Source organism: Salinivibrio proteolyticus (genome assembly GCF_027286365.1).
Lineage (GTDB): Bacteria > Pseudomonadota > Gammaproteobacteria > Enterobacterales > Vibrionaceae > Salinivibrio > Salinivibrio proteolyticus.
The window spans coordinates 2,357,524-2,378,047 of sequence record NZ_CP114584.1 but is presented as its reverse complement, the minus strand read 5'-3'; the positions used below and the strand labels follow the sequence as shown (position 1 = coordinate 2,378,047).

General features: G+C 50.4%; 17 protein-coding genes. 10 read left to right on the top strand and 7 right to left on the bottom strand.

Annotated features, from left to right (window positions below; translation table 11 throughout):
- Positions 1-55: 55 nt before the first annotated feature.
- The 3 genes from phoB to N7E60_RS11285 are packed head-to-tail and all read left to right on the top strand — an operon-like array spanning position 56 to position 3,039.
- Positions 56-745, top strand: coding sequence for a phosphate regulon transcriptional regulator PhoB (gene phoB, locus N7E60_RS11295; RefSeq protein WP_069590589.1), 690 nt, complete (start codon positions 56-58; stop codon positions 743-745).
- A 45-nt stretch (positions 746-790) separates the two neighbouring features.
- Complete coding sequence (gene phoR / locus N7E60_RS11290; protein ID WP_077481289.1) at positions 791-2,086, top strand: phosphate regulon sensor histidine kinase PhoR; 1,296 nt, start codon at positions 791-793, stop codon at positions 2,084-2,086.
- On the top strand, positions 2,080-3,039 hold the full coding sequence (locus N7E60_RS11285) for a PstS family phosphate ABC transporter substrate-binding protein (protein WP_096629675.1): 960 nt from the start codon (positions 2,080-2,082) through the stop codon (positions 3,037-3,039). The genes phoR and N7E60_RS11285 overlap by 7 nt, the downstream gene beginning before the upstream one ends.
- On the opposite strand, the gene ppx is transcribed toward N7E60_RS11285, so the two are convergent.
- From ppx to N7E60_RS11270, 3 genes are read right to left on the bottom strand one after another with little or no spacing between them, the layout of a single operon-like run.
- Positions 3,036-4,550: an exopolyphosphatase gene (gene ppx / locus N7E60_RS11280; RefSeq protein ID WP_269597515.1), complete on the bottom strand. Its 1,515-nt coding sequence runs from the start codon at positions 4,548-4,550 to the stop codon at positions 3,036-3,038. The two genes, N7E60_RS11285 and ppx, sit on opposite strands and share 4 nt — an antisense overlap.
- Positions 4,528-6,639 carry a polyphosphate kinase 1 gene (gene ppk1 / locus N7E60_RS11275; protein WP_077456415.1) on the bottom strand — a complete coding sequence of 704 codons (2,112 nt, stop codon included), beginning with the start codon at positions 6,637-6,639 and terminating at the stop codon, positions 4,528-4,530. Before ppk1 ends, ppx begins: the two co-directional genes overlap by 23 nt.
- A gap of 21 nt (positions 6,640-6,660) precedes the next feature.
- A complete protein-coding gene (locus N7E60_RS11270) occupies positions 6,661-7,170 on the bottom strand; it encodes a glycine cleavage system protein R (RefSeq protein ID WP_269597514.1) in 510 nt (169 codons plus the stop codon).
- A gap of 240 nt (positions 7,171-7,410) precedes the next feature.
- Here N7E60_RS11270 and N7E60_RS11265 point away from each other — a divergent pair, with 240 nt between their 5' ends.
- The 4 genes from N7E60_RS11265 to phoU are packed head-to-tail and all read left to right on the top strand — an operon-like array spanning position 7,411 to position 12,833.
- Complete coding sequence (locus tag N7E60_RS11265; RefSeq protein ID WP_077456419.1) at positions 7,411-9,612, top strand: ABC transporter permease subunit; 2,202 nt, start codon at positions 7,411-7,413, stop codon at positions 9,610-9,612.
- 18 nt (positions 9,613-9,630) lie between these two features.
- Entirely contained in the window at positions 9,631-11,277 is a 1,647-nt protein-coding gene (gene pstA, locus N7E60_RS11260) for a phosphate ABC transporter permease PstA (protein WP_269597513.1), read from the top strand.
- Between the two features lie 19 nt (positions 11,278-11,296).
- Positions 11,297-12,115 carry a phosphate ABC transporter ATP-binding protein PstB gene (gene pstB, locus N7E60_RS11255; protein WP_269597512.1) on the top strand — a complete coding sequence of 273 codons (819 nt, stop codon included), beginning with the start codon at positions 11,297-11,299 and terminating at the stop codon, positions 12,113-12,115.
- Between the two features lie 10 nt (positions 12,116-12,125).
- Entirely contained in the window at positions 12,126-12,833 is a 708-nt protein-coding gene (phoU, locus tag N7E60_RS11250) for a phosphate signaling complex protein PhoU (RefSeq protein WP_069590609.1), read from the top strand.
- Positions 12,834-12,836: 3 nt separating this feature from the next.
- Here the strand turns inward: phoU and ppk2 are convergent, their stop codons facing one another.
- From ppk2 to N7E60_RS11235, 3 genes are all read right to left on the bottom strand, one after another.
- Positions 12,837-13,658 (bottom strand): polyphosphate kinase 2, encoded by an 822-nt coding sequence (gene ppk2 / locus N7E60_RS11245; protein WP_077456425.1) that lies wholly within the window; start codon positions 13,656-13,658, stop codon positions 12,837-12,839.
- A gap of 146 nt (positions 13,659-13,804) precedes the next feature.
- The gene (locus tag N7E60_RS11240; protein ID WP_269597509.1) at positions 13,805-14,545 is read right to left on the bottom strand and encodes a copper homeostasis protein CutC; all 741 of its coding nucleotides are present in this window, start codon (positions 14,543-14,545) and stop codon (positions 13,805-13,807) included.
- 221 nt (positions 14,546-14,766) lie between these two features.
- Positions 14,767-15,369 carry a peroxiredoxin C gene (locus N7E60_RS11235; protein ID WP_069590615.1) on the bottom strand — a complete coding sequence of 201 codons (603 nt, stop codon included), beginning with the start codon at positions 15,367-15,369 and terminating at the stop codon, positions 14,767-14,769.
- A 143-nt stretch (positions 15,370-15,512) separates the two neighbouring features.
- Between N7E60_RS11235 and N7E60_RS11230 the strand changes: the two genes are divergently transcribed.
- The 3 genes from N7E60_RS11230 (at position 15,513) to aceA (ending at position 19,924) form a co-directional block, all read left to right on the top strand.
- Positions 15,513-16,421: a hydrogen peroxide-inducible genes activator gene (locus tag N7E60_RS11230; RefSeq protein ID WP_069590616.1), complete on the top strand. Its 909-nt coding sequence runs from the start codon at positions 15,513-15,515 to the stop codon at positions 16,419-16,421.
- A 518-nt stretch (positions 16,422-16,939) separates the two neighbouring features.
- Complete coding sequence (gene aceB / locus N7E60_RS11225; RefSeq protein ID WP_269597508.1) at positions 16,940-18,547, top strand: malate synthase A; 1,608 nt, start codon at positions 16,940-16,942, stop codon at positions 18,545-18,547.
- A 72-nt stretch (positions 18,548-18,619) separates the two neighbouring features.
- On the top strand, positions 18,620-19,924 hold the full coding sequence (gene aceA / locus N7E60_RS11220) for an isocitrate lyase (protein WP_069590620.1): 1,305 nt from the start codon (positions 18,620-18,622) through the stop codon (positions 19,922-19,924).
- Between the two features lie 45 nt (positions 19,925-19,969).
- Here aceA and N7E60_RS11215 read toward each other — a convergent pair whose 3' ends face one another.
- Complete coding sequence (locus N7E60_RS11215; RefSeq protein ID WP_069590622.1) at positions 19,970-20,410, bottom strand: CBS domain-containing protein; 441 nt, start codon at positions 20,408-20,410, stop codon at positions 19,970-19,972.
- Positions 20,411-20,524 lie beyond the last annotated feature (114 nt).

The following is a 20,524-nucleotide window of genomic DNA, read 5'->3' as shown; positions in this document are numbered from 1 at the left end:
GTCATAATAAATCCACATAATGGCGCCAGTTAAATGATAACACTAGGTAATTATCATGGTTAGAAGGATTCTAGTTGTTGAGGACGAAGCGCCGATCCGAGAGATGCTGTGCTTTGTGCTGGAGCAAAAAGGCTACCAAACGGTAGAGGCCGAAGACTACGACTCAGCGCTGGCGCAAATTTGCGAGCCTTATCCGGAAATGATCCTCATGGATTGGATGTTACCGGGCGGATCGGGGATTAACTTGATTAAGCACCTCAAGCGCGATGAACTGACCCGACAAATTCCTGTAGTAATGCTGACCGCGCGTGGGGAAGAGGAAGATAAAGTCCGAGGCCTAGAAGTTGGCGCGGATGATTACATTACCAAACCTTTTTCACCGAAAGAGCTCATGGCACGCTTAAAAGCGGTGATGCGTCGCGTATCACCGACCACACTGGACGATGTGATTGATGTACAAGGCCTCAAGTTAGACCCTGTCTCGCACCGTGTGACGGCTAATGATGAACCGCTCGATATGGGGCCAACCGAATTTAAAATGCTGCACTTTTTTATGACGCACCAAGAGCGTGTCTACAGCCGTGAGCAGCTTTTGAATAACGTTTGGGGTACCAATGTGTATGTTGAAGATCGTACCGTTGATGTGCATATCCGGCGTTTGCGCAAAGCGCTTGAAGCGGGTGGCCATGATAAGTTAGTGCAAACCGTACGTGGCGCAGGATATCGCTTCTCGACACGCAACTAAAAAGATAGAAAGCGCTCCACATACGTTGGGGTGGATGGAGAGTAAATGGTCGAACGACTGTCTTGGAAGAAGCTAGCTTGGGAGCTGGCTTTTTTTTATTTGCCTTGGTTTATTATTGGCTGGCTGTTCGGTGGCCTGCCTTGGTTGCTATTGGGTGCAACGGTTGCCATGTTGCTTTGGCATCTGCATCAACAAATCAAACTGTCCGACTGGCTATGGAAAGATAAAAGCCTGACCCCGCCTTCAGGCACAGGCTCTTGGGAGCCATTGTTTAATGGCATTTATCGGCTTCAAAAACGTAATCGCCGCCGTCGCAAAGAGTTAGCAAACCTGATCCGTCGTTTCCGCAACGGGGCCGAATCCTTGCCCGATGCGGTGGTAGTCTTTGAAAGTGATGGCTCGATTGTGTGGTGTAACAAGCTGGCACAAGAACTCCTTGGCTTGCGAATGCCAGATGATAATGGCCAACATATCAGTAATCTTATTCGAGCGCCCGAGTTTGTCAGCTACATCGCCGAGGCAAATTACGATATACCGTTAGAAATGCGCTCCCACATCAACAGTGCGCGTACCTTAGAATTTCGTACCATGCCCTATGCCGAGGGAGAGTTCTTGATGGTGGTGCGTGATATCACCCAACTCAAACAGCTGGAAGGAATGCGACGCAACTTCTTCGCCAATGTCTCACATGAACTGCGTACACCAATGACGGTGTTGCGCGGATATCTCGAGATGACAGAAGATCCTGACATGGTGATAGGACCGATGTGGCCGAAAGCGCATGGTGTTATGACTGAACAGCTATCGCGCATGGAATCACTGGTTGAGCAACTCCTGACGTTATCCAAAATTGAGGCGGCCGCAAAACCAGAATTAGATCACGATGTTGATGTGCCAGCCATGCTGGATGTTTTGCAAAAAGAGGCGCAAACCTTGAGTGGTGATCGTGAGCATGTGCTGACGTTTGATGTTGATAAGAGCCTAAAAGTAAAAGGCAATGACGACCAACTCCGCAGCGCGATTTCCAATTTAGTCTATAACGCGGTGAAGCATACCCCAGCGCAGGCGGCGATTTCCGTCAAATGGTATCGCACCGACAAAGGTCCGCGTTTAGAAGTCACGGATAGTGGCGAAGGCATTCCTCCGCAACACCTCGATCGCTTAACCGAACGCTTTTATCGTGTCGATAAGGCGCGCTCTCGTGAAACCGGTGGCAGCGGCCTGGGTTTAGCAATCGTCAAGCACGCCCTGAGCCATCATGATGCGGAGCTCGAGATCCAAAGTGAGGTAGGGATGGGCAGTACCTTTGCATTTACGCTGCCGGAGCGATTGGCATGTTAAGGTGGGGCATACTCTGTGTCAGCCTGCTTTGGACTGCACTGGCCCAGAGCCATACGACCCAGTCAATGCTGCCGGAATATCAGCGTATCAGCGGGGTTTCGGGGAACCTAAACTCCGTAGGTTCGGATACCCTAGGCAACATGATGGCGGCGTGGTCCGACGGGTTTAAGCGTTTGTACCCGGGCGTAAATGTCCAGCTGCAAACCCCCGGCTCTGCCTCGGCGGCCCCCGCGCTGGTGGAAGGTACAGCACAACTTGGCCCAATGAGCCGTCCGATGCGGGTCAGTGAAGAAAATGCGTTCCAAGCTCGATTCGGTTATCCACCCACCGCTGTGCCGGTAGCGATTGATGCCATGGCGGTTTATGTCCACCAAGATAACCCACTACAGAGAATTAACTTCAATCAGCTGGATGCTATCTTTTCGCGAACGCTCTGGTGTGGGGCGAGTGAGCCTATTACCCGCTGGGGGCAGTTAGGGCTTACGGGGCGTTGGCAACATCGCGATCTACAATTATTTGGGCGTAACTCGGTATCCGGCACCTATGGCTACTTTAAACAGGCGGCATTGTGTCGTGGTGACTTTCGCGCCAATGTCAACGAGCAACCGGGATCGGCATCTGTGGTGCAGTCCGTGGCCTCTTCATTAAATGCGATCGGATACGCGGGGATGGGTCACCAAGCGTCGGGGGCGAAAATGCTCGCCGTCGGTCATCCCGGCAAGCCCGCTGTTCTGCCGACTCAGCAGTCAATTCGCGACGGTGATTACCCACTAACACGGTATTTATACCTCTATATCAATAAAGCACCCAACGCGCCCCTAGCTCCGCTTGAGGCCGCGTTTATGGGGTATATCCTCTCTGCTCAAGGGCAAAAGGAAGTAAGCCGAGAAGGGTATATTCCCCTCCCGGCGCAAGTGGTGCATGCGCAGCGCCACGCACTTGGATTGAATTAGTCGCTAAAACGAAGCGACCAGCCGGCCGCTTGCCAGTAGTCTTGCTCTGCGGTCAGGTCGGCCGCAAGTAAGCGATTATCACCCAGCCAGCCTTTGGGAAACTGCAGCTGCCAACCGCCGTTTTTATCGATAGTCACCGTAATCTCGGGGAGAGCTTCGTCATTGCGCTGTGAGTGCAACACACAGGCGAGCCGCAGTGCGCAGATAAGCGTTTCGATCAGTTTGGGTTTAAACAAGGTGAATTTGGGCATTTCTCCCAGCTTTAACGCTTTACGATGAAAGCGCGCGAGGGTTGCCAAGACGGTTTGTTGCTCTTGGTTAAAACCAGGTAGGTTAGTATTGCTGAGAATATACGCCGAATGTTTGTGATAGCCCGGATATCCAATGCTTAACCCCACTTCGTGCAATAAAGCAGCCCAATTGAGTAAGCCAGCCAATTCCGTTTTTTTACTGCCTTGTTCGGGCTCGGCTTGTGCATAGAAGTGGGCGGCTGTCTGTTGCACCCGCCGAGCATGATCAAGGTCGACATTGTAGCGTGCAGCCATATCATCTGTGGTTCGGCCACGGATGTCGGTGCGTTGGAAGCGCTCTTCCATCTCATACAGCAAGCCTTCACGCAGAGCACCATCTGAGAAGCGCAATTCATCAATTTTGAGCGCGTCGAGAACACCGGATAAAATCGCCACCCCAGCGGCAAAGACCGGCTGCCTGTCTTCGGTCAATCCCGGTAAATCGATGCTGTCACTGTGTTTGAACTTTAATAGCTTTTCAATCACATTATCCAAGCGCTTGCGCGTGATAATGCCATCCTCATCGCCCAACCCAATCACCACCTCGCGAATGGCTTTAATGGTGCCCGATGCGCCTAACGCGACTTGCCATCCTGCTTTGCGATATTGACTCGCCAGGCTTTCCAATTTTTGTTGGGTAGCCGTTTGGGCTGCGAGAAATTGCTTTTCACTCAGCGCGCCTTGTGGGAAAAAGCGTTCGTTATAGCTGACACATCCCATACGTTTGCTATTGACGAGCAGGGGCTGAAAGTCTTCACCAATCACAAGCTCGGTTGAGCCACCACCGATATCAATCACTAAACGGCGACCCAGATTTTGCTGAGTGTGAGAGACCCCCAGATAAATCAGGCGTGCTTCTTCTTCACCCGCAATAATTTCAATCGGGTAAGGGAAGACTTGATTCGCCCGTTCAATAAATTCATGTGCGTTTTTGGCTTGGCGTAACGTATGGGTTGCTGCGATCCGTACGTTGTCTATCTCAATGCCATTAAGGCGTTCGGCAAACATGGCTAAACAGTCGACACCACGTTGTATCGCTTCGTCGCTTAGGCGCTGCTTTTTATCCAGCCCTGCGGCTAATCGCACCCGCTGCTTGTGGCGACTGATAATTTGTAGGCCTTGCCCGACCACGCGGGCAACCACCATATGAAAGCTATTAGAGCCAAGATCGACGGCCGCAATCTCTCGCGGCTTATCATTACTTGCTTGGGGGAGTGTCATGCTGCAACTTTTCCGCGTGTTTGAGTTCCTGTCTCTCCAACTGCTTGAGGAAATCGTAAGTTTCGATTTGCGATCGAATTTTTTTCTTGTTCCCTCGTTTAACATAGGTATTCGACATCTCCTTGTCGATGATACGCGCCTTGGTCCGATCGGAAAATTGGATCTCAAGGATGTCCATGATGCGATCTTTTAAGCGCGGATCGCGGATGGGTGCCCCAACCTCGATACGGTTATCGATATTGCGGGTCATCCAGTCGGCGGAAGAGATATAGACATCACGCTCACCGCCATTTTCAAACGCAAATACACGTGGGTGTTCTAAAAACCGATCAACGATACTGATTGCCTTGATATTTTGACTCACGCCTTTTACGCCCGGCACTAAAGAGCACATACCGCGCACAATCATGCGGATTTTTACCCCTTCGCTACTGGCTCGGTAAAGTAGGTTTACCAAGCTTTTATCGACAAGGTTGTTCACTTTTAAGGTGATCCCGGCCTTACGCTTGGCTTTCGCGTGTTCGATTTCGCGCTCAATCAGCTTTTGAATGCGGCGTCGAGAGTTACGTGGTGACACGATCAAATGATTGAACTTGACCGGACGATAAGGGTTTTCGATAAACTCGAAGACCTTACGAATTTCAGACGTGATCTGCTGATCGGCGGTAAAGAGTGCAAAGTCGGTATAAATACGGGCCGTTTTTTCGTGGAAGTTACCGGTGCCAATGTGGCCATAATCACGTAATTCGCCATTTTCTCGGCGTGAGATCAGGCAAAGCTTGGAGTGAATTTTAAGCCCTGGGGTACCAAATACGACCTTGACGCCAGCATCGGTGAGCACGCGCGACCATTCGATATTGGCTTCTTCATCAAAACGGGCTTGTAGCTCGACTACCACGGTCACACGCTTGCCGTTATTGGCTGCATCAATCATGGAGTTAATGATCCGCGAGTTCTTTGCCACTCGGTACACGTTAATGCGAATGCTGCGCACGGACGGATCAAAAGAAGCCTGACGGACCAGCTCTGTCATATGACGGAAGGTGTGGTACGGATAGTAAAGCAGGATGTCGCGCTCACGAATGGCATCGAAAGCATTGTTATGTAATTGAAAATCGGCCGATTCGAATGGCGGCAGTGGCGGGTTTTCCAGATATTTTCGCCCGACGTTAGGAAAGCCGATAAAGTCGCGAAAATTATGATAACGCGCACCGGGTAGGACGCTGTCATAATCAGAAATCTTCAGCACTTGGATGAGTTTACTCACCATTTCCGGCGGCATATCCCGTTGGTAGACAAAACGCACTGGGAGGGCGGTGAGGCGTTGGTCCAAGCTTTCCGACATATTTTCGAGTAGGCTGTGCTCCACCTCATTGGTGAGATCGTACTCTGCATCTCGGGTCATTTTCATGGCATAAGCATCGATCGTGTCGTAGTCGAAGAAGCCGCTGAAAATTTGGTCGAGACATAGGCGAATGATGTTGTCGAGCAAGATGATGGTTTTGCGCTGTCGTTTCCCCTTGGGCTCAGGGACTTTAATAAAACGGTCAAGGTCATCTGTTGGGATCTCAATCAACGCATACTTGGGCTCTTCCCCTTCTTTTTTAAGCTGTACGGCGAGGTACGAGTAGGCATCTTTCAGAAAGCTCAATACATCGACGTCTTTGGTCAGCATAATAGGCGTAATGTAGGGCAGAATATTGCTGCGAAAATAGCGCTTTAGCCATTGAGATTGGTTATCGGTGAGCTGACGTTCGTTGACCAGAAAGATATTGCGGCGCGCCATCTCCAGCAAGATATCGTTGTAGAGGTGGTCGAAATCTTGGTTTAGCTTGACGACTTTCGCTTGAATTTTACTTAAAAGCTCTTTGGCATGACTGTCGACCCCACGCTCTTCGTCAATGATGATACGGCGTTTAACGTCCGCGAAACGCACTTGATAAAACTCATCAAGGTTGGAGGAGAAAATCCCCAAAAAACGAACACGTTCGATAATGGGGACGCTCTTATCGGCGGCTTCTTGGAGGACGCGTTCGTTAAAAGATAGCCAACTTAATTCTTTGTCGACGTGGTAAGTATCTAATGTCATAAAGCGTGAGAAAATCCTGTTCTACTGGGTGAAATTGCTGTCAAACTCGACGATCAAATCGTCGGACAGTGCTTCAAGGGCTTCGTGTAACATGGAGATATCCGCATCCGGCGGAATATCCAGATAAAAATCAGCAGTAAAAATTTGCCCACCGGTATTGGCTGCGCTTTGTGTTTGCGCATTGAGTTTATTAATAGTGATGCCGTGAGCCGCCAGTAATTGGCTGAGTGTTTGAACAATGCCGCGACGATCGTTGCCCGTAACCGACAAGGTATGTGTGGTCGGGTTAGGGGTGACTGGTTTGGCGTCGGTGATCAGCAGCTGTAAGCCATCCAATTCGCGAAGCGCATGGACGAGCGCATCCGCATGGGTATCAGATACAGATAGATGGATGATCCCTGCGAATTGTCCGGCGAGTTGGCTAAGGCGGCTGGCTTGCCAGCTCCCGTGATACGTAAAAATGGTCTGTGAGATTTGATCAACCAGCCCAGCGCGATCGGGACCCATCAGTGTGACAACAAAATGTTTCATGCGTGATCCTTACGGCGATTGTCGGGTCAATTATTGAGGCCGGTCAAGGTGTTGTCTATGCTGCTTTGCAGTAAAGTCGCTAAACTGTGCCCAATATCAACCTGCGCCAGCCTAAAGCCCGTTTGTTTCATTTTTATTGCGTACAGCCCTCGGTGGTATCCCTGTTCAGAGTAGGGATGTCATAAAAATGTCATTGTAATGACATACAATTAAGGGCTTGATCTAAAACAAGAGGCACGAATGACTCACACTTCACCATCACTCAAAGATGCCAATCGAGTAAGACGTTTAAAAGACACGTTTACACGGCATACAGTACGTCTTGGTGGCGTGATGGTATTGGTCACTTTACTGCTCTTGTTCTTTTATTTACTGACCGTCGTGTTACCGCTTTTTCATCAAGCGAGTATGACGCCGACCGGCCGTTTTAGTGTGCCAACACCAGCTACGCCGCACTTTATTGGCGCTGACAATCGTGAGCAGCTGGTTTATGCGCTTGATGACAGTGGCACCTTAACCGTAGCTCGTCGTCCTTTACAGGTCGACCAAGTTGCCACTGTGATGTTGGCGCGCAACTTATCAGATATTCCTCGTCCTGCGATGGCGACAGTGCCTGCCACGGCGCCCTTTATGGCTGTAGAAATCAAACCGGGGCAAGTAGGTGTTTGGCAGCTACGTTTTCGCGCTGAGTATGGCGATAGTACCTCGGTATTACCCAAGCTGCGCCGTATGGCGGCATTTCCTTTACCTGTGATACTGGACTCGTCGGCGCTACGCCAATTAGCGCTCGCTGTGCCAGACAGTTTACACGGCGAAAATATAGCCCCTGTTTTGGTGGCGGTGACACACACACAGGAGTTGGTGCTTTATCGCAGTGGACGAATTGAACGGCACTCGCTGAGTGAGCCGGTTGATAATATGGCGCTCTCGCCTGACGGACAGCGCCTCTTTGTTCGCCAAGGCAGCACACTGACGGTGTGGCGAATTCACGGGCAACAGATGGCCGTGCGTGAAACCATTAATCTTGCCAATGTGGTGGAGAGTCCGGTTCAGGCGATGACCTTGCTCGCAGGTGGGCGTTCGTTAATGTTACACCATCAAGATGGCGGCTTGAGTCAGTGGTTTGATGTGGTGAAAAGTGGCCAGCCATCGCTGACCGAAGTGCGGTTATTTCAGCCAGCCAAAGGGAAGTTTGTGGCCTCACCGGAGTTGCATCGTAAAAGTATTGCGGTTGCGGATGAGCAAGGGGGGCTGAGCTTGCTGCATGCGACCAGCGAAAAGCAACGTTATTTTGCGGCCATGCTCGATACCTTGCCGCAAGCAATGGCATTTTCTCCTCGTGCACAGGCACTGATTACCGCCACCGATGGTGTATGGCAATGGTTTGCTGTCGATAACCCACACCCAGAAGTTAGTGTTCACTCACTCTGGGAGAAAGTCTGGTACGAAGGGTACGCAGAGCCCCAATATGTGTGGCAATCCACTTCTGCGGATGACACGTTTGAAGCCAAATTAAGCGTGGTTCCGGTGATTTTTGGCACCCTGAAAGTGGCACTCTTTGCGCTTGCATTTGCCGTCCCGATGGCGATTGGTGCGGCGATTTATACTGCCTATTTTATGTCTTCGGGGTTACGTAAAGTCGTGAAGCCGACGGTTGAAACCATTGAGGCACTGCCAACCGTTATTATCGGCTTTTTAGCCGGGCTCTGGTTAGCCCCTTGGGTTGAGCAACACCTGCCCACGGTATTTTTACTGTTGCTGATGGTGCCACTTTGTTTGCTGGGCCTTAGCATGATTTGGCGAATGATCCCGCGCTATGTACGCCGCCGCTTACCGGACAACGCACAAATCTTGGTGATCATTCCGGCCCTGTTACTGATTGCCTTGGTGGCTTGGCAATTAGGGCCTTGGTTAGAGCACCTATGGTTTGGCGGCGATGCGCGTCGCTTTATCACCCATGAATTAGGGATAGGCTATGACCAGCGTAACGCACTGGTAGTCGGTATTGCGATGGGCTTTGCGGTAGTGCCAACCATTTTCTCGATTGCGGAAGATGCCATTTTCTCTGTACCACCGCATTTAAAAAGTGGCGCGTTGGCCCTAGGGGCCACTCACTGGCAGACATTGACACGTGTGGTATTACTCACCGCAAGCCCTGGTATTTTTTCGGCGGTGATGATGGGACTAGGACGAGCGGTGGGCGAAACCATGATTGTATTGATGGCGACCGGGAATACGCCCATCATGGATTGGAATCTGTTAGAGGGATTGCGCACTTTGTCCGCCAATATCGCGGTTGAAATGCCCGAGTCTGAGGTGGGGAGTTCCCATTATCGCGTGTTATTTTTAACCGCATTTATTCTGTTTGTATTTACCTTTGTATTTAACACCTTAGCTGAACTCGTACGCCAACGCTTGCGTGACAAGTACAGTAACTTATAGGTGGGGATGAGAGCTCTTATGCGCGCATGGATGAAATCAGGAACCCCTTGGGTGTGGATAACCGCAGGCATGGTCAGTGTCAGCTTGATTGCGATCCTTGGTGTGTTGCTTCTTATTGGTGCGCGCGGGTTGGGCTATTTTTGGCCTACGCCCATTACCCAGTTCACGCTCAATACACCCGAAGGCCAAGAAACGGTGATTGGGCAGATTTACCAAACGGACCGTGTCGACGCGACGCAACTGCAAGATGCAGGCATCACATTACCGGATGATGCTAACCCAGATTATGCCCGTTTAGTGGTCAAGATCGGTAATCGCGAGCGTGAGGGAGTGGACTTCCGGCAGTTGTTGGCGTTTAACATTCGCAGCCAATTTACACCGGCATCATTAGCCATGATAGAGCGGGTCGAGAATGGGGTTTTCTATGGGTGGCCTGTTGCGCTGGTAGATGAGAAAGGTACGCGCCATCGTTTAGATGAGGCAGATCTTGAAGCGCGCCTTGACGCCTTGTCCGCGCGACGTGATGTGATTGATGACATTGAACGCGTCCACCTAGCCAGTGTCAATTATCAACTGGAACAGCTGCGTTTAGAGGAAAAACGCTGGGCCTTGGCCCATGCCGCAAATCGTGAGCCCCCAGCCCATATCGCAGAGCAGCGCGCGCAGCTATTGGACCAATATTTCCAGCTCGAGAGGAAGCTGGAAAGTTTACGCCATCACCAAGATGATGCCATGTTGGTGGTCAAAGATAGCCATCATGAAGAAGTGCTATTGCCACTTCGTAACGTCTTGGCGGTATGGTACCCCAACGCAATGAGCGGGATTGAGAAGCTGCTCTTTTGGGGCCATCAAATTGGTGCGTTTGTCTCAGAGCCACCACGAGATGGTAATGCTTCTGGCGGTGTGTTCCCGGCCATTTTTGGCACCGTGTTTTTGGTGCTGTTGATGGCTGTGATTGTGACACCGCTTGGGGTTATTGCCGCGGTGTACCTTCATGAATATGCGCCAAAAACCGCGTTTACACGGATGATTAGGATTGCGGTCGTTAATTTGGCCGGGGTACCTTCGATCGTCTATGGCGTCTTTGGTTTGGGCTTTTTTGTCTATTTCATTGGTGGTTCGATTGATGAGCTCTTTTATCAAGCCGCTCAACCTGCCCCTGTCTTTGGAACGCCGGGCGTACTGTGGTCAGCGTTAACATTGGCGATTTTGACGCTGCCCGTGGTCATTGTGTCGACGGAGGAAGGGTTGGCACGTATCCCGACCAGTGTTCGTCATGGTGCGTTTGCATTAGGTGCCACCCAAGCCGAGACACTGTGGCGAGTTGTGCTGCCGATGGCAAGTCCGGCGATGATGACTGGGCTGATCCTCGCCGTTGCGCGTGCAGCCGGTGAGGTTGCGCCTTTGATGCTGGTGGGGGTAGTGAAAGTGGCACCAGCTTTGCCGGTGGATGGTAACTTCCCCTTTTTGCACCTCGAACGTAAGTTCATGCATCTGGGATATCATATTTATGATCTTGGCTTTCAGAGTACCCATATTGAATCGGCACGCCCTCTGGTATATGCCACCTCGTTTTTACTGGTGTCTGTGATTGTGGCGTTAAACCTTGCCGCTATCGGGATCCGCCATTACTTGCGTGAAAAGTATCGCGATTTGGAACAATAATGATGAGGCTCGACAACCTATGTTTTCGATAAACTCCCGAATTGGCCTGACGCCCGAGCTCGATTTGACAAATTTGCCTGAAGAGCAAACCGCGCTGTCGATCCGTCATCTCAATTTGTACTATCAGCAAACACAAGCCTTGTTTGATATTAATATGCGGATCCCTAAGGGAAAGGTCACGGCGTTTATCGGCCCGTCCGGCTGTGGTAAGTCGACCTTGCTACGCTGTATTAATCGGATGAATGATCTGGTTGATGGCTGTCGTGTTCGCGGGGAAGTGACCCTGCATGGGCAAAATATTTACGATCGCGACGTTGATGTGCCCGCATTACGCCGCCAAGTTGGTATGGTGTTTCAGCGGCCCAACCCTTTTCCTAAATCTGTTTATGAAAATGTGGTGTTCGGGTTACGCCTGCAGGGTATCAATGATCCGCGGGTGCTCGATGATGCGGTAGAGCGAGCGCTGCGAGGGGCGGCTTTGTGGAATGAGGTAAAAGACAGACTCAATGATAATGCATTTGGCTTGTCAGGCGGTCAGCAGCAGCGTTTGGTTATCGCCCGTGCGATCGCGATTGAACCAGAGGTATTGTTGCTCGATGAGCCCTCATCAGCGTTGGATCCGATTTCAACGTTGACGATTGAAGAGTTGATTAATGATTTGAAAAGCCAATACACCGTGGTGATCGTCACCCATAATATGCAACAAGCCGCGCGTGTCTCGGATCAAACCGCATTTATCAATATGGGGCGTTTGGTGGAATACGCGGACACGGACACCTTGTTTACGACGCCGAAAAATAAACAAACTGAAGACTATATAACTGGTCGCTACGGATAAGGAGCAGGCCTTGGACAACCATAACATCAGTCGCCACATTTCAGGGCAGTTTAATGCCGAGCTTGAAGCCATTCGAACCCATGTTTTAACCATGGGGGGGTTGGTCGAACGCCAACTGACCGATGCACTGCGTGCCATGCATAACCAAGATGTCGATCTGGCGCGTCATGTTATTCGTGAAGATCACAAAGTCAATGGCATGGAAGTAGCGATCGATGAGGCGTGCACGCGAATTATTGCCAAACGTCAGCCGACCGCCAGTGACTTGCGACTGGTGATGGCGATCATCAAAACCATTACCGATCTTGAACGTATTGGTGATGTGGCGGACAGCATCGCGAAAATGGCACTGGATAACTCCAGTCACTCTCAGCAGCCTTTTCTCGTCTCACTGGAAGCGCTAGGGCAACGTGCAGCGAAGATGCTGCACGAGGTACTGGATGCGTTTGCCCGTATGGATATTGAGGCGGCGATGCGGGTGTATCGCAAAGATGACTCCTTAGATCGTGAATACGAAGGGATCTTGCGTCAACTGATGACCTACATGATGGAAGACCCACGCTCAATTCCTAACGTGCTGAAAGTGATGTGGTCAGCACGCGCCATTGAGCGTGTTGGCGACCGCTGTCAGAATATTTGCGAATACATCATTTACTTTGTGAAAGGAAAAGATGTTCGCCATATTCAAAAAGAAGAGCTGGAAAAACTGCTTAAATAAGGGTTAATCGTCTGGCTCATTATTGAGCCACTCACTAACTTGATCGGGCACAAAACTTTGCTCTTCAAGTGGCATGCGTACATAGCCTTCTTTATTGATTTCAGGTAGCTCGACCTCGGGGTAGGTGATTTCTTGATACGGGATCTGCGATAACAAGTGCGCAATGCAATTGAGCCGTGCGTGCTTTTTATTGTCCGCTTCGACCACCCACCAAGGACTGTCTTTGGTGTCTGTGTAAGCAAACATACGATCTTTGGCCTCGCTATATTGCACCCAGCGGCTGCGAGACTCTAAGTCCATCGGGCTGAACTTCCAGCGCTTAATGGGGGTGCTAATACGTTCGGCAAAGCGTTTTTCTTGCTCGTCATCAGAAACTGAAAACCAATATTTAATCAAGATGATGCCAGCACGCATTAACATGCGTTCAAACTCGGGGCAGGTACGTAGAAACTCTTCGTATTCTTCGTCGGAGCAAAATCCCATCACCCGCTCAACCCCCGCCCGGTTGTACCAGCTGCGGTCAAACAGAACGATTTCACCACCGGCAGGCAGGTGCTCAACATAGCGTTGGAAATACCATTGGGTACGCTCGCGCTCGGTGGGCTTATCTAGCGCGACGACGCGACATACACGTGGGTTGAGTTTTTCGGTAATACGTTTGATCACGCCACCTTTGCCCGCGGCGTCTCGCCCTTCGAATAACACCACCACTTTGAGGCGCTCTTGCTTGACCCACTCTTGCAGTTTGACTAGCTCGGTTTGTAGCTCCGTCAGTTTCTTTTCGTAGTGCTTTTTGCTGATTTTGCTTGATGTTTTATCCGACAAGGGAAACTCCTTTTCACACCATTGTTCTTTTACGGTAGAAAACTCGCCTTTACGATGCAACGCTACCGCCTCGAGGACGGCGATCGCGCATCAAAATATCCGAGTCAGTCACAGTTCAATGTTGTGCTATAGCCTGTTGCACGCACTTACAAGTGTGCGGAAAGGGCTTTTATTTGCCGGATAATGGCAGGGTTGGTCATTGGGTAACAGGCATCATCACCTTCGCCCATGGTGGCCACGGCGCGGTGTTGCATGGCACTGGGTTGATCCATACGGGCAGATAAATGAATTTCACGCGCGCCGCAGTGGGAGAGGATCGCGGCAGCATTATCAGGCGTGACCCCCGCGCCAGGCATGATCTGTAAAGCAGCCTGTCGGGTCATTTCTACCCAGCGTTTCAGTGCCTCTTTACCTTGCTCTGCGCTGCTGGCTTGGCCCGAAGTAAGTACCCGCTCAATCGCGGGACGCGCTAAAAGCGCTTCCAGTGCTGATTCAGGATCGGCGCAGTGGTCAAACGCGCGATGAAACGTCACGCCCATGCCTTTGGCTTCTGCCAACATGTCATCGATAAGTGGCAAGTCGATCTGTCCTTGGGCTGTCAGTGCGCCGATCACCACGCCTGCACATCCAGCTTGGCGTGCCATCGCAATATCCTTGAGCATGACTTCTGCTTCGTCACTGCTGTATAAAAAGTCTCCCTCACGTGGCCGGATAATGGCATAAATGGGAATATTCGCTTGTTGGACGGCAAGTTGCATATAGCCGTAACTGGCCGTGAGTCCACCAAGGCGCAGTGCACTACACAGCTCGATGCGGTCAGCGCCAGCGCGCTCTGCCACCTTTAAAGAGCCAATACTATCAATACAAACTTCGACCAAGACAGACATACCACCCCTTAGTGAGCAACACAGTGTCAATAATAAAGGCTGTATTGTGACAGCAGGCAGGGGAATTACCTAGTAGAAGCGGTAGAAAGGAAAGGGAAGCGTGACAATCCAAGTCAGGTGTCATGGGGGAATAGATACAAAAAGGGCCCGGTTTAACCGGGCCTCATTATTATCTCACATTGTCCAGTGCGTAGGGCACGTCACCTTTTGACCGTTAATAATTACAGGTCAGCAGAGTGCTCAGACAGGTATGCAGCAACACCTTCTGGTGAGTCTTTCATACCTGCTTTACCTTCTTCCCACTGTGCTGGGCATACTTCACCGTTCTTCTGGTGGAAGCTCAGTGCATCAACCATGCGCAGCATCTCGTCGATGTTACGGCCAAGTGGCAGATCGTTCACGACTTGGTGACGTACAACGCCTTCCTCATCGATGAGGAAAGAACCACGGAAAGCAACACCTGCTTCTGGATGCTCTACGTCGTACGCTTTGCAGATTTCGTGTTTAACGTCTGCAACCAGTGGGTATTTAACCGCACCGATACCACCGTCTTCGATGGCAGTTTTACGCCATGCGTTGTGTGAGAACTGAGAGTCGATAGACACACCGATAACCTCAACGCCCTTCGCTTGGAAGTCTTGGAAACGCTTATCGAATGCAATCAGCTCTGATGGGCACACGAAAGTGAAGTCGAGTGGGTAGAAAAAGACAACAGCTTTTTTGCCTTTGGTGAACTCTTTCAGGTTGAAGTTTTCAACGATTTCGCCATTACCTAGAACGGCTGCGGCAGTAAAATCTGGTGCTTGACGACCTACGAGTACCATAACTCAGCTCCTAATTAAAAAGTTTGCCTGAAGATCAGGTTCCTATATAAGCGAGACAAACTATAGCTGACTTGCTACATTGAAAAAAGTGGAATTAATAGATTGTTATAATCGAAAAAAACGATTGTATAAAGTTTGACAGAATGAACAAATATCCATCACTTAAGCAGCTACACTATCTGGTTACCTTGTCAGAAACTCGCCATTTTGGCGAGGCGGCGAAACTGTGTTTTGTTAGCCAATCTACCCTCAGTGCCGGGATCCAAAACCTAGAAGAGTTGATTGGTGCCCAGCTCATTGAAAGAGACAATAAAACTTTGGTGCTGACTGGCATGGGAGAGGAAGTAGTACGCCGCAGCCGCGAAATTCTTGCCCGAAGCCAAGATTTAATGGAGCTCACCCACGTTCAGTCTGATCCTATGCATGGCAAAGTCCGTTTAGGCTGTATTCCGACTATCGCTCCGTTTTTACTCTCCGACGTCGTCCAGCAGGTTAACCAGCGCTATCCCAATTTGGATCTCTTGTTACGAGAAGATACCACCGCGAACTTGCTTACCGCGCTCAAACACGGCGAAATGGATGTGCTGATTTTGGCCTTACCGATGGATATCGGCGCCATGACCAGCCGCATTGTTGGCCGTGATCCTTTCAAGATGGTGATGAGCCGCAAGCAAGCCGCGCAATTAACGCTGCCGGTGGATTACGATGCCTTGCCCGATGAGTCGGTGTTTTTGCTCGAGCGCGAACACTGTCTCACGGACCATGCGGTATCTGCCTGCCAAATGACGGCCTCACAGAAGATTAACCCGTTTATGGCGACCAGCTTACATACCTTGATCCAGATGGTCGCCAACGGCAATGGCGTTACATTTATTCCGCAAATGGCGATTGATCATGGCTTAATCGATAATCTCGACGTGCACCTAGAAATTCCCCCCGGACGCGCCGCGTATCGTGAAATCGGTATGGTGTGGCGTCCATCATCGAGTCGTATTGATACCTTTAATAAATTGGCGGATCTGGTGGCGGCATTACTCAATCGGACTGACTAGCTAGCGCTCATCTTCTATTTGGAGTTTTATCTCGGTTAATAGCAAAATGATTAGCACATTCCTCTACAATAAAACCTCATCCAGTGAAATAGAATCGTTGGATTATTATCACGGCAGTGAGTCGGTTTATAATCTACGCATCTTGCTGTTTCGATTAACTGGCTGATAATCATAAATTTATTACATCTCCCACACATCTTTTGTCGCTTAATGTGTAATTAAATTACGTAATGAGTTACAAAGAGGTGACAAAAATATGATCTGCGTAGCAGGTTTATATCCTCCTAATAATTCGTACAAAAAAATCAATTCGAGCTAATGCTCTATTTTGTTTAAATGCCTGTTTTATTTATGTTTATGTGTTTTTTGTTGCGAGGTTGAAATGAATCTCTAGTTGATTTTTACGCCAAACTACGCCAACTTGATTAAACAGTGACCACATTGTCTAGAAAAGTTGCAGTGTGGCGGAATAATCATTTTTGTTGTGATTGGATTACAACTGAGGCCAGGGAGGCAACATGACTGAAGCGTGTTCAACGTTACGTGAATCGCTGGTGCTGACAGAAGCGTTATCACCGGAACAAGCTGAAATACTCACCGATGATGCGTTATGTTTCGTGGCGAGTCTCGCTGATAAGTTCGCATCACGCGTGCCTGAGCTGCTCGCGGCGCGAGAAGTCCGTCAGCAGCGCATTGACGTAGGCACCTTGCCAGACTTTTTACCCGAAACCGAATCAATTCGCCAAGGGGACTGGACCATTCGTGGGATCCCCAGCGATCTGCAAGATCGCCGGTTAGAAATCACCGGACCTGTCGATCGCAAAATGGTGATTAACGCACTGAATGCGAATGTGAAGGTGTTCATGGCAGACTTTGAAGACTCATTTGCACCGGCGTGGCCGCAAGTGGTTGAGGGGCAGCGGAATTTGCGTGATGCGGTCAACGGCACCATCAGTTATACCCACCCTGATACCGGTAAGCGTTATCAGCTCAATGATAATCCGGCTCGGCTGATCTGCCGCGTGCGTGGCCTTCACCTCACTGAAAAGCATGTAGAGTGGCAGGGCAAACCCATTCCAGGCGCTTTATTCGACTTCGCTTTGTATTTTTTCCACAACTATCGTCGCTTATTGGAGACCGGCTCGGGTCCTTACTTTTATGTGCCGAAGTTACAAGCCTATCAAGAAGCCGCATGGTGGAGTGACGTCTTCTCATTTGCTGAAGATGAATTTGGTCTAAGCCGTGGCACCATTAAAGCCACCGTATTGATTGAGACCCTACCTGCCGTGTTTGAGATGGATGAAATTCTTTACCATCTTCGCGACCACATTGTGGCTCTAAACTGCGGCCGCTGGGATTACATCTTTAGCTACATCAAAACCTTGCGTAATCATCCGGATCGCGTATTGCCGGATCGCCAAGTCGTGACCATGGATAAACCTTTCCTCAATGCTTACTCCCGTTTGTTGGTAAAAACTTGCCACAAGCGCGGTGCATTAGCGATGGGCGGTATGGCTGCGTTTATTCCCAGTAAAGATCCGGCTGAAAACCAGCAGGTGCTGGATAAGATTGAAAAAGATAAAACCCTCGAAGCCAATAACGGCCACGACGGTACATGGATTGCGCACCCGGGGCTGGCAGATACCGCTAAAGCGGTGTTCGACCGCGCACTGGGTGACAAGCCTAACCAGTTACATATCTCCCGCGAGCAAGACGCGCCGATTACCGCCGCCGATCTCCTTGCTCCTTGTGACGGAGAGCGCACCGAAGCGGGAATGCGACACAACATTCGGGTCGCGGTGCAATACATCGAAGCATGGATCTCAGGCAATGGGTGTGTGCCGATTTATGGATTAATGGAAGATGCGGCCACTGCCGAGATTTCACGTGCGTCGATTTGGCAATGGATCAAACACCAAAAGCCATTGAGCAATGGCCAAGTAGTTACCAAGGCATTGTTTGAGCAATACCTCAGTGAAGAGATGAAAGTACTGGAACACGAGTTAGGGGCCGATGTCTTTGCCCGCGGGCAATATCAGCAAGCAGCCGCCTTGATGGCACAGCTGACGACCAGTGATGAGTTGGTCAACTTCTTAACCCTACCTGGGTATCAGTATTTGCCATAGTGGCACGGAAGCAACACAACAAAATGGATTGACAGGACTGGGCTTGCGCCCGAGAAATAAGAGGAATGGAACATGACTTTAACTCGCCAACAACAAATCGCTCAACTGGAAAAAGAGTGGGCAGAAAATCCACGTTGGAAAAACGTAAAACGGACTTACAGCGCGGAAGAGGTGGTGAACCTACGCGGCTCTTTTGTCCCAGAAAACACCATTGCCAAGCGCGGTGCCGCTAAGCTTTGGGATCTTGTCAATGGTGAGGCCAAAAAGGGCTATGTGAATTGCCTTGGTGCACTCACTGGTGGGCAAGCTGTCCAGCAGGCCAAAGCGGGGATTGAAGCCATTTACCTCTCCGGCTGGCAAGTGGCGGCGGATAACAACACTGCCTCAAGCATGTATCCAGACCAATCACTGTATCCCGTCGACTCTGTGCCTGCGGTGGTGAAGCGCATTAATAATGCTTTCCGCCGTGCCGACCAGATCCAATGGTCGAAAGGGGGCAGCCCGGAAGATGGCATTGATTACTTTTTGCCGATTGTTGCCGATGCAGAAGCAGGCTTTGGCGGCGTACTCAACGCGTATGAGTTGATGCGCAGCATGATTGATGCAGGTGCCGCTGGGGTGCACTTCGAAGATCAGCTCGCGTCGGTGAAAAAATGTGGCCACATGGGGGGTAAGGTATTGGTGCCGACCCAAGAAGCGGTGCAAAAACTGGTGGCAGCGCGTTTAGCTGCGGACGTTGCAGGGACAGATACCTTAGTCATTGCGCGCACCGACGCCAATGCGGCAGACTTGCTGACGTCGGATTGCGATCCCTACGATAAGGACTTTATTGTCGGCGAGCGTACGGCCGAAGGCTTTTACCGTGTACGAGCGGGGATTGAGCAAGCCATTTCTCGTGGCTTGGCCTATGCGCCGTATGCCGATTTAGTTTGGTGTGAAACGGCCAAACCTGATTTAGAAGAAGCGCGTCAATTTGCCGAAGCCATTCACGCCAAATACCCCGATCAATTGCTGGCTTATAACTGCTCTCCGTCATTTAACTGGGAGAAAAACTTGGATGCAGACACGATTGCCCGTTTCCAACAAGCGCTTTCAGACATGGGCTATAAGTATCAGTTCATCACCTTAGCGGGTATTCATAACATGTGGTACAACATGTTTGATTTAGCCCACGCTTATGCGCAAGGTGAGGGGATGCGTCACTATGTCGAAAAAGTGCAGCGCCCAGAGTTTGAAGCGGCTGAACGAGGCTACACCTTTGTGGCGCACCAGCAAGAAGTGGGCACGGGTTACTTTGACCAAATGACCAACACCATTCAAGGTGGTCAATCGTCGGTGACAGCGTTGACTGGCTCAACCGAAGAAGATCAGTTCTAACCCATGCGGATGGGACGAAACGGGGAGTGGCGACACTCCCCTTTTTTATTCGTCGGCCTCCATGGGCTCAGTTTCTTCTTGGATTTCCAACAAGGTTGAGGCTATGGCGACAAAATCGCTGTCGGTAATAATGCCAACCAACTTCTGATTTTTAATCACAGGCAAACAACCGATTTTGCGCTCTAGCATGGTCAAGGCGGCTGCACGTAGAGAGGCTTCTGGATCCACCGTCACCAGTTGACGATGAGCAAAATGCGACAGGGGCGTATTCATTTCGTTGTCCCCGTTAGTCGCTTTACCTAGCGAAGAGGCTTGAGCGGATAGCACGTCGCGTTGCGTCACGAGTCCTACCAGTCGCTGCGCATCATCAACCACAGGTAAATGACGAAAGCGTTCGGCACTCATCAGCGTATGAGCGTCGGCCAAGGTGTGTTCCGGGGAGAGCGTATGTGGATGCCGGGTCATCATGTCATCAACGATAAACATGGCACCTCCTTACAGTCAGACAGGGAAGGGAAGCTATACTTACACTCTAGTCTACCTAGCACTAATTCGACGTGATACGCATCAAGGATAGTTGTTATAAAAGGCAGGCGAAGT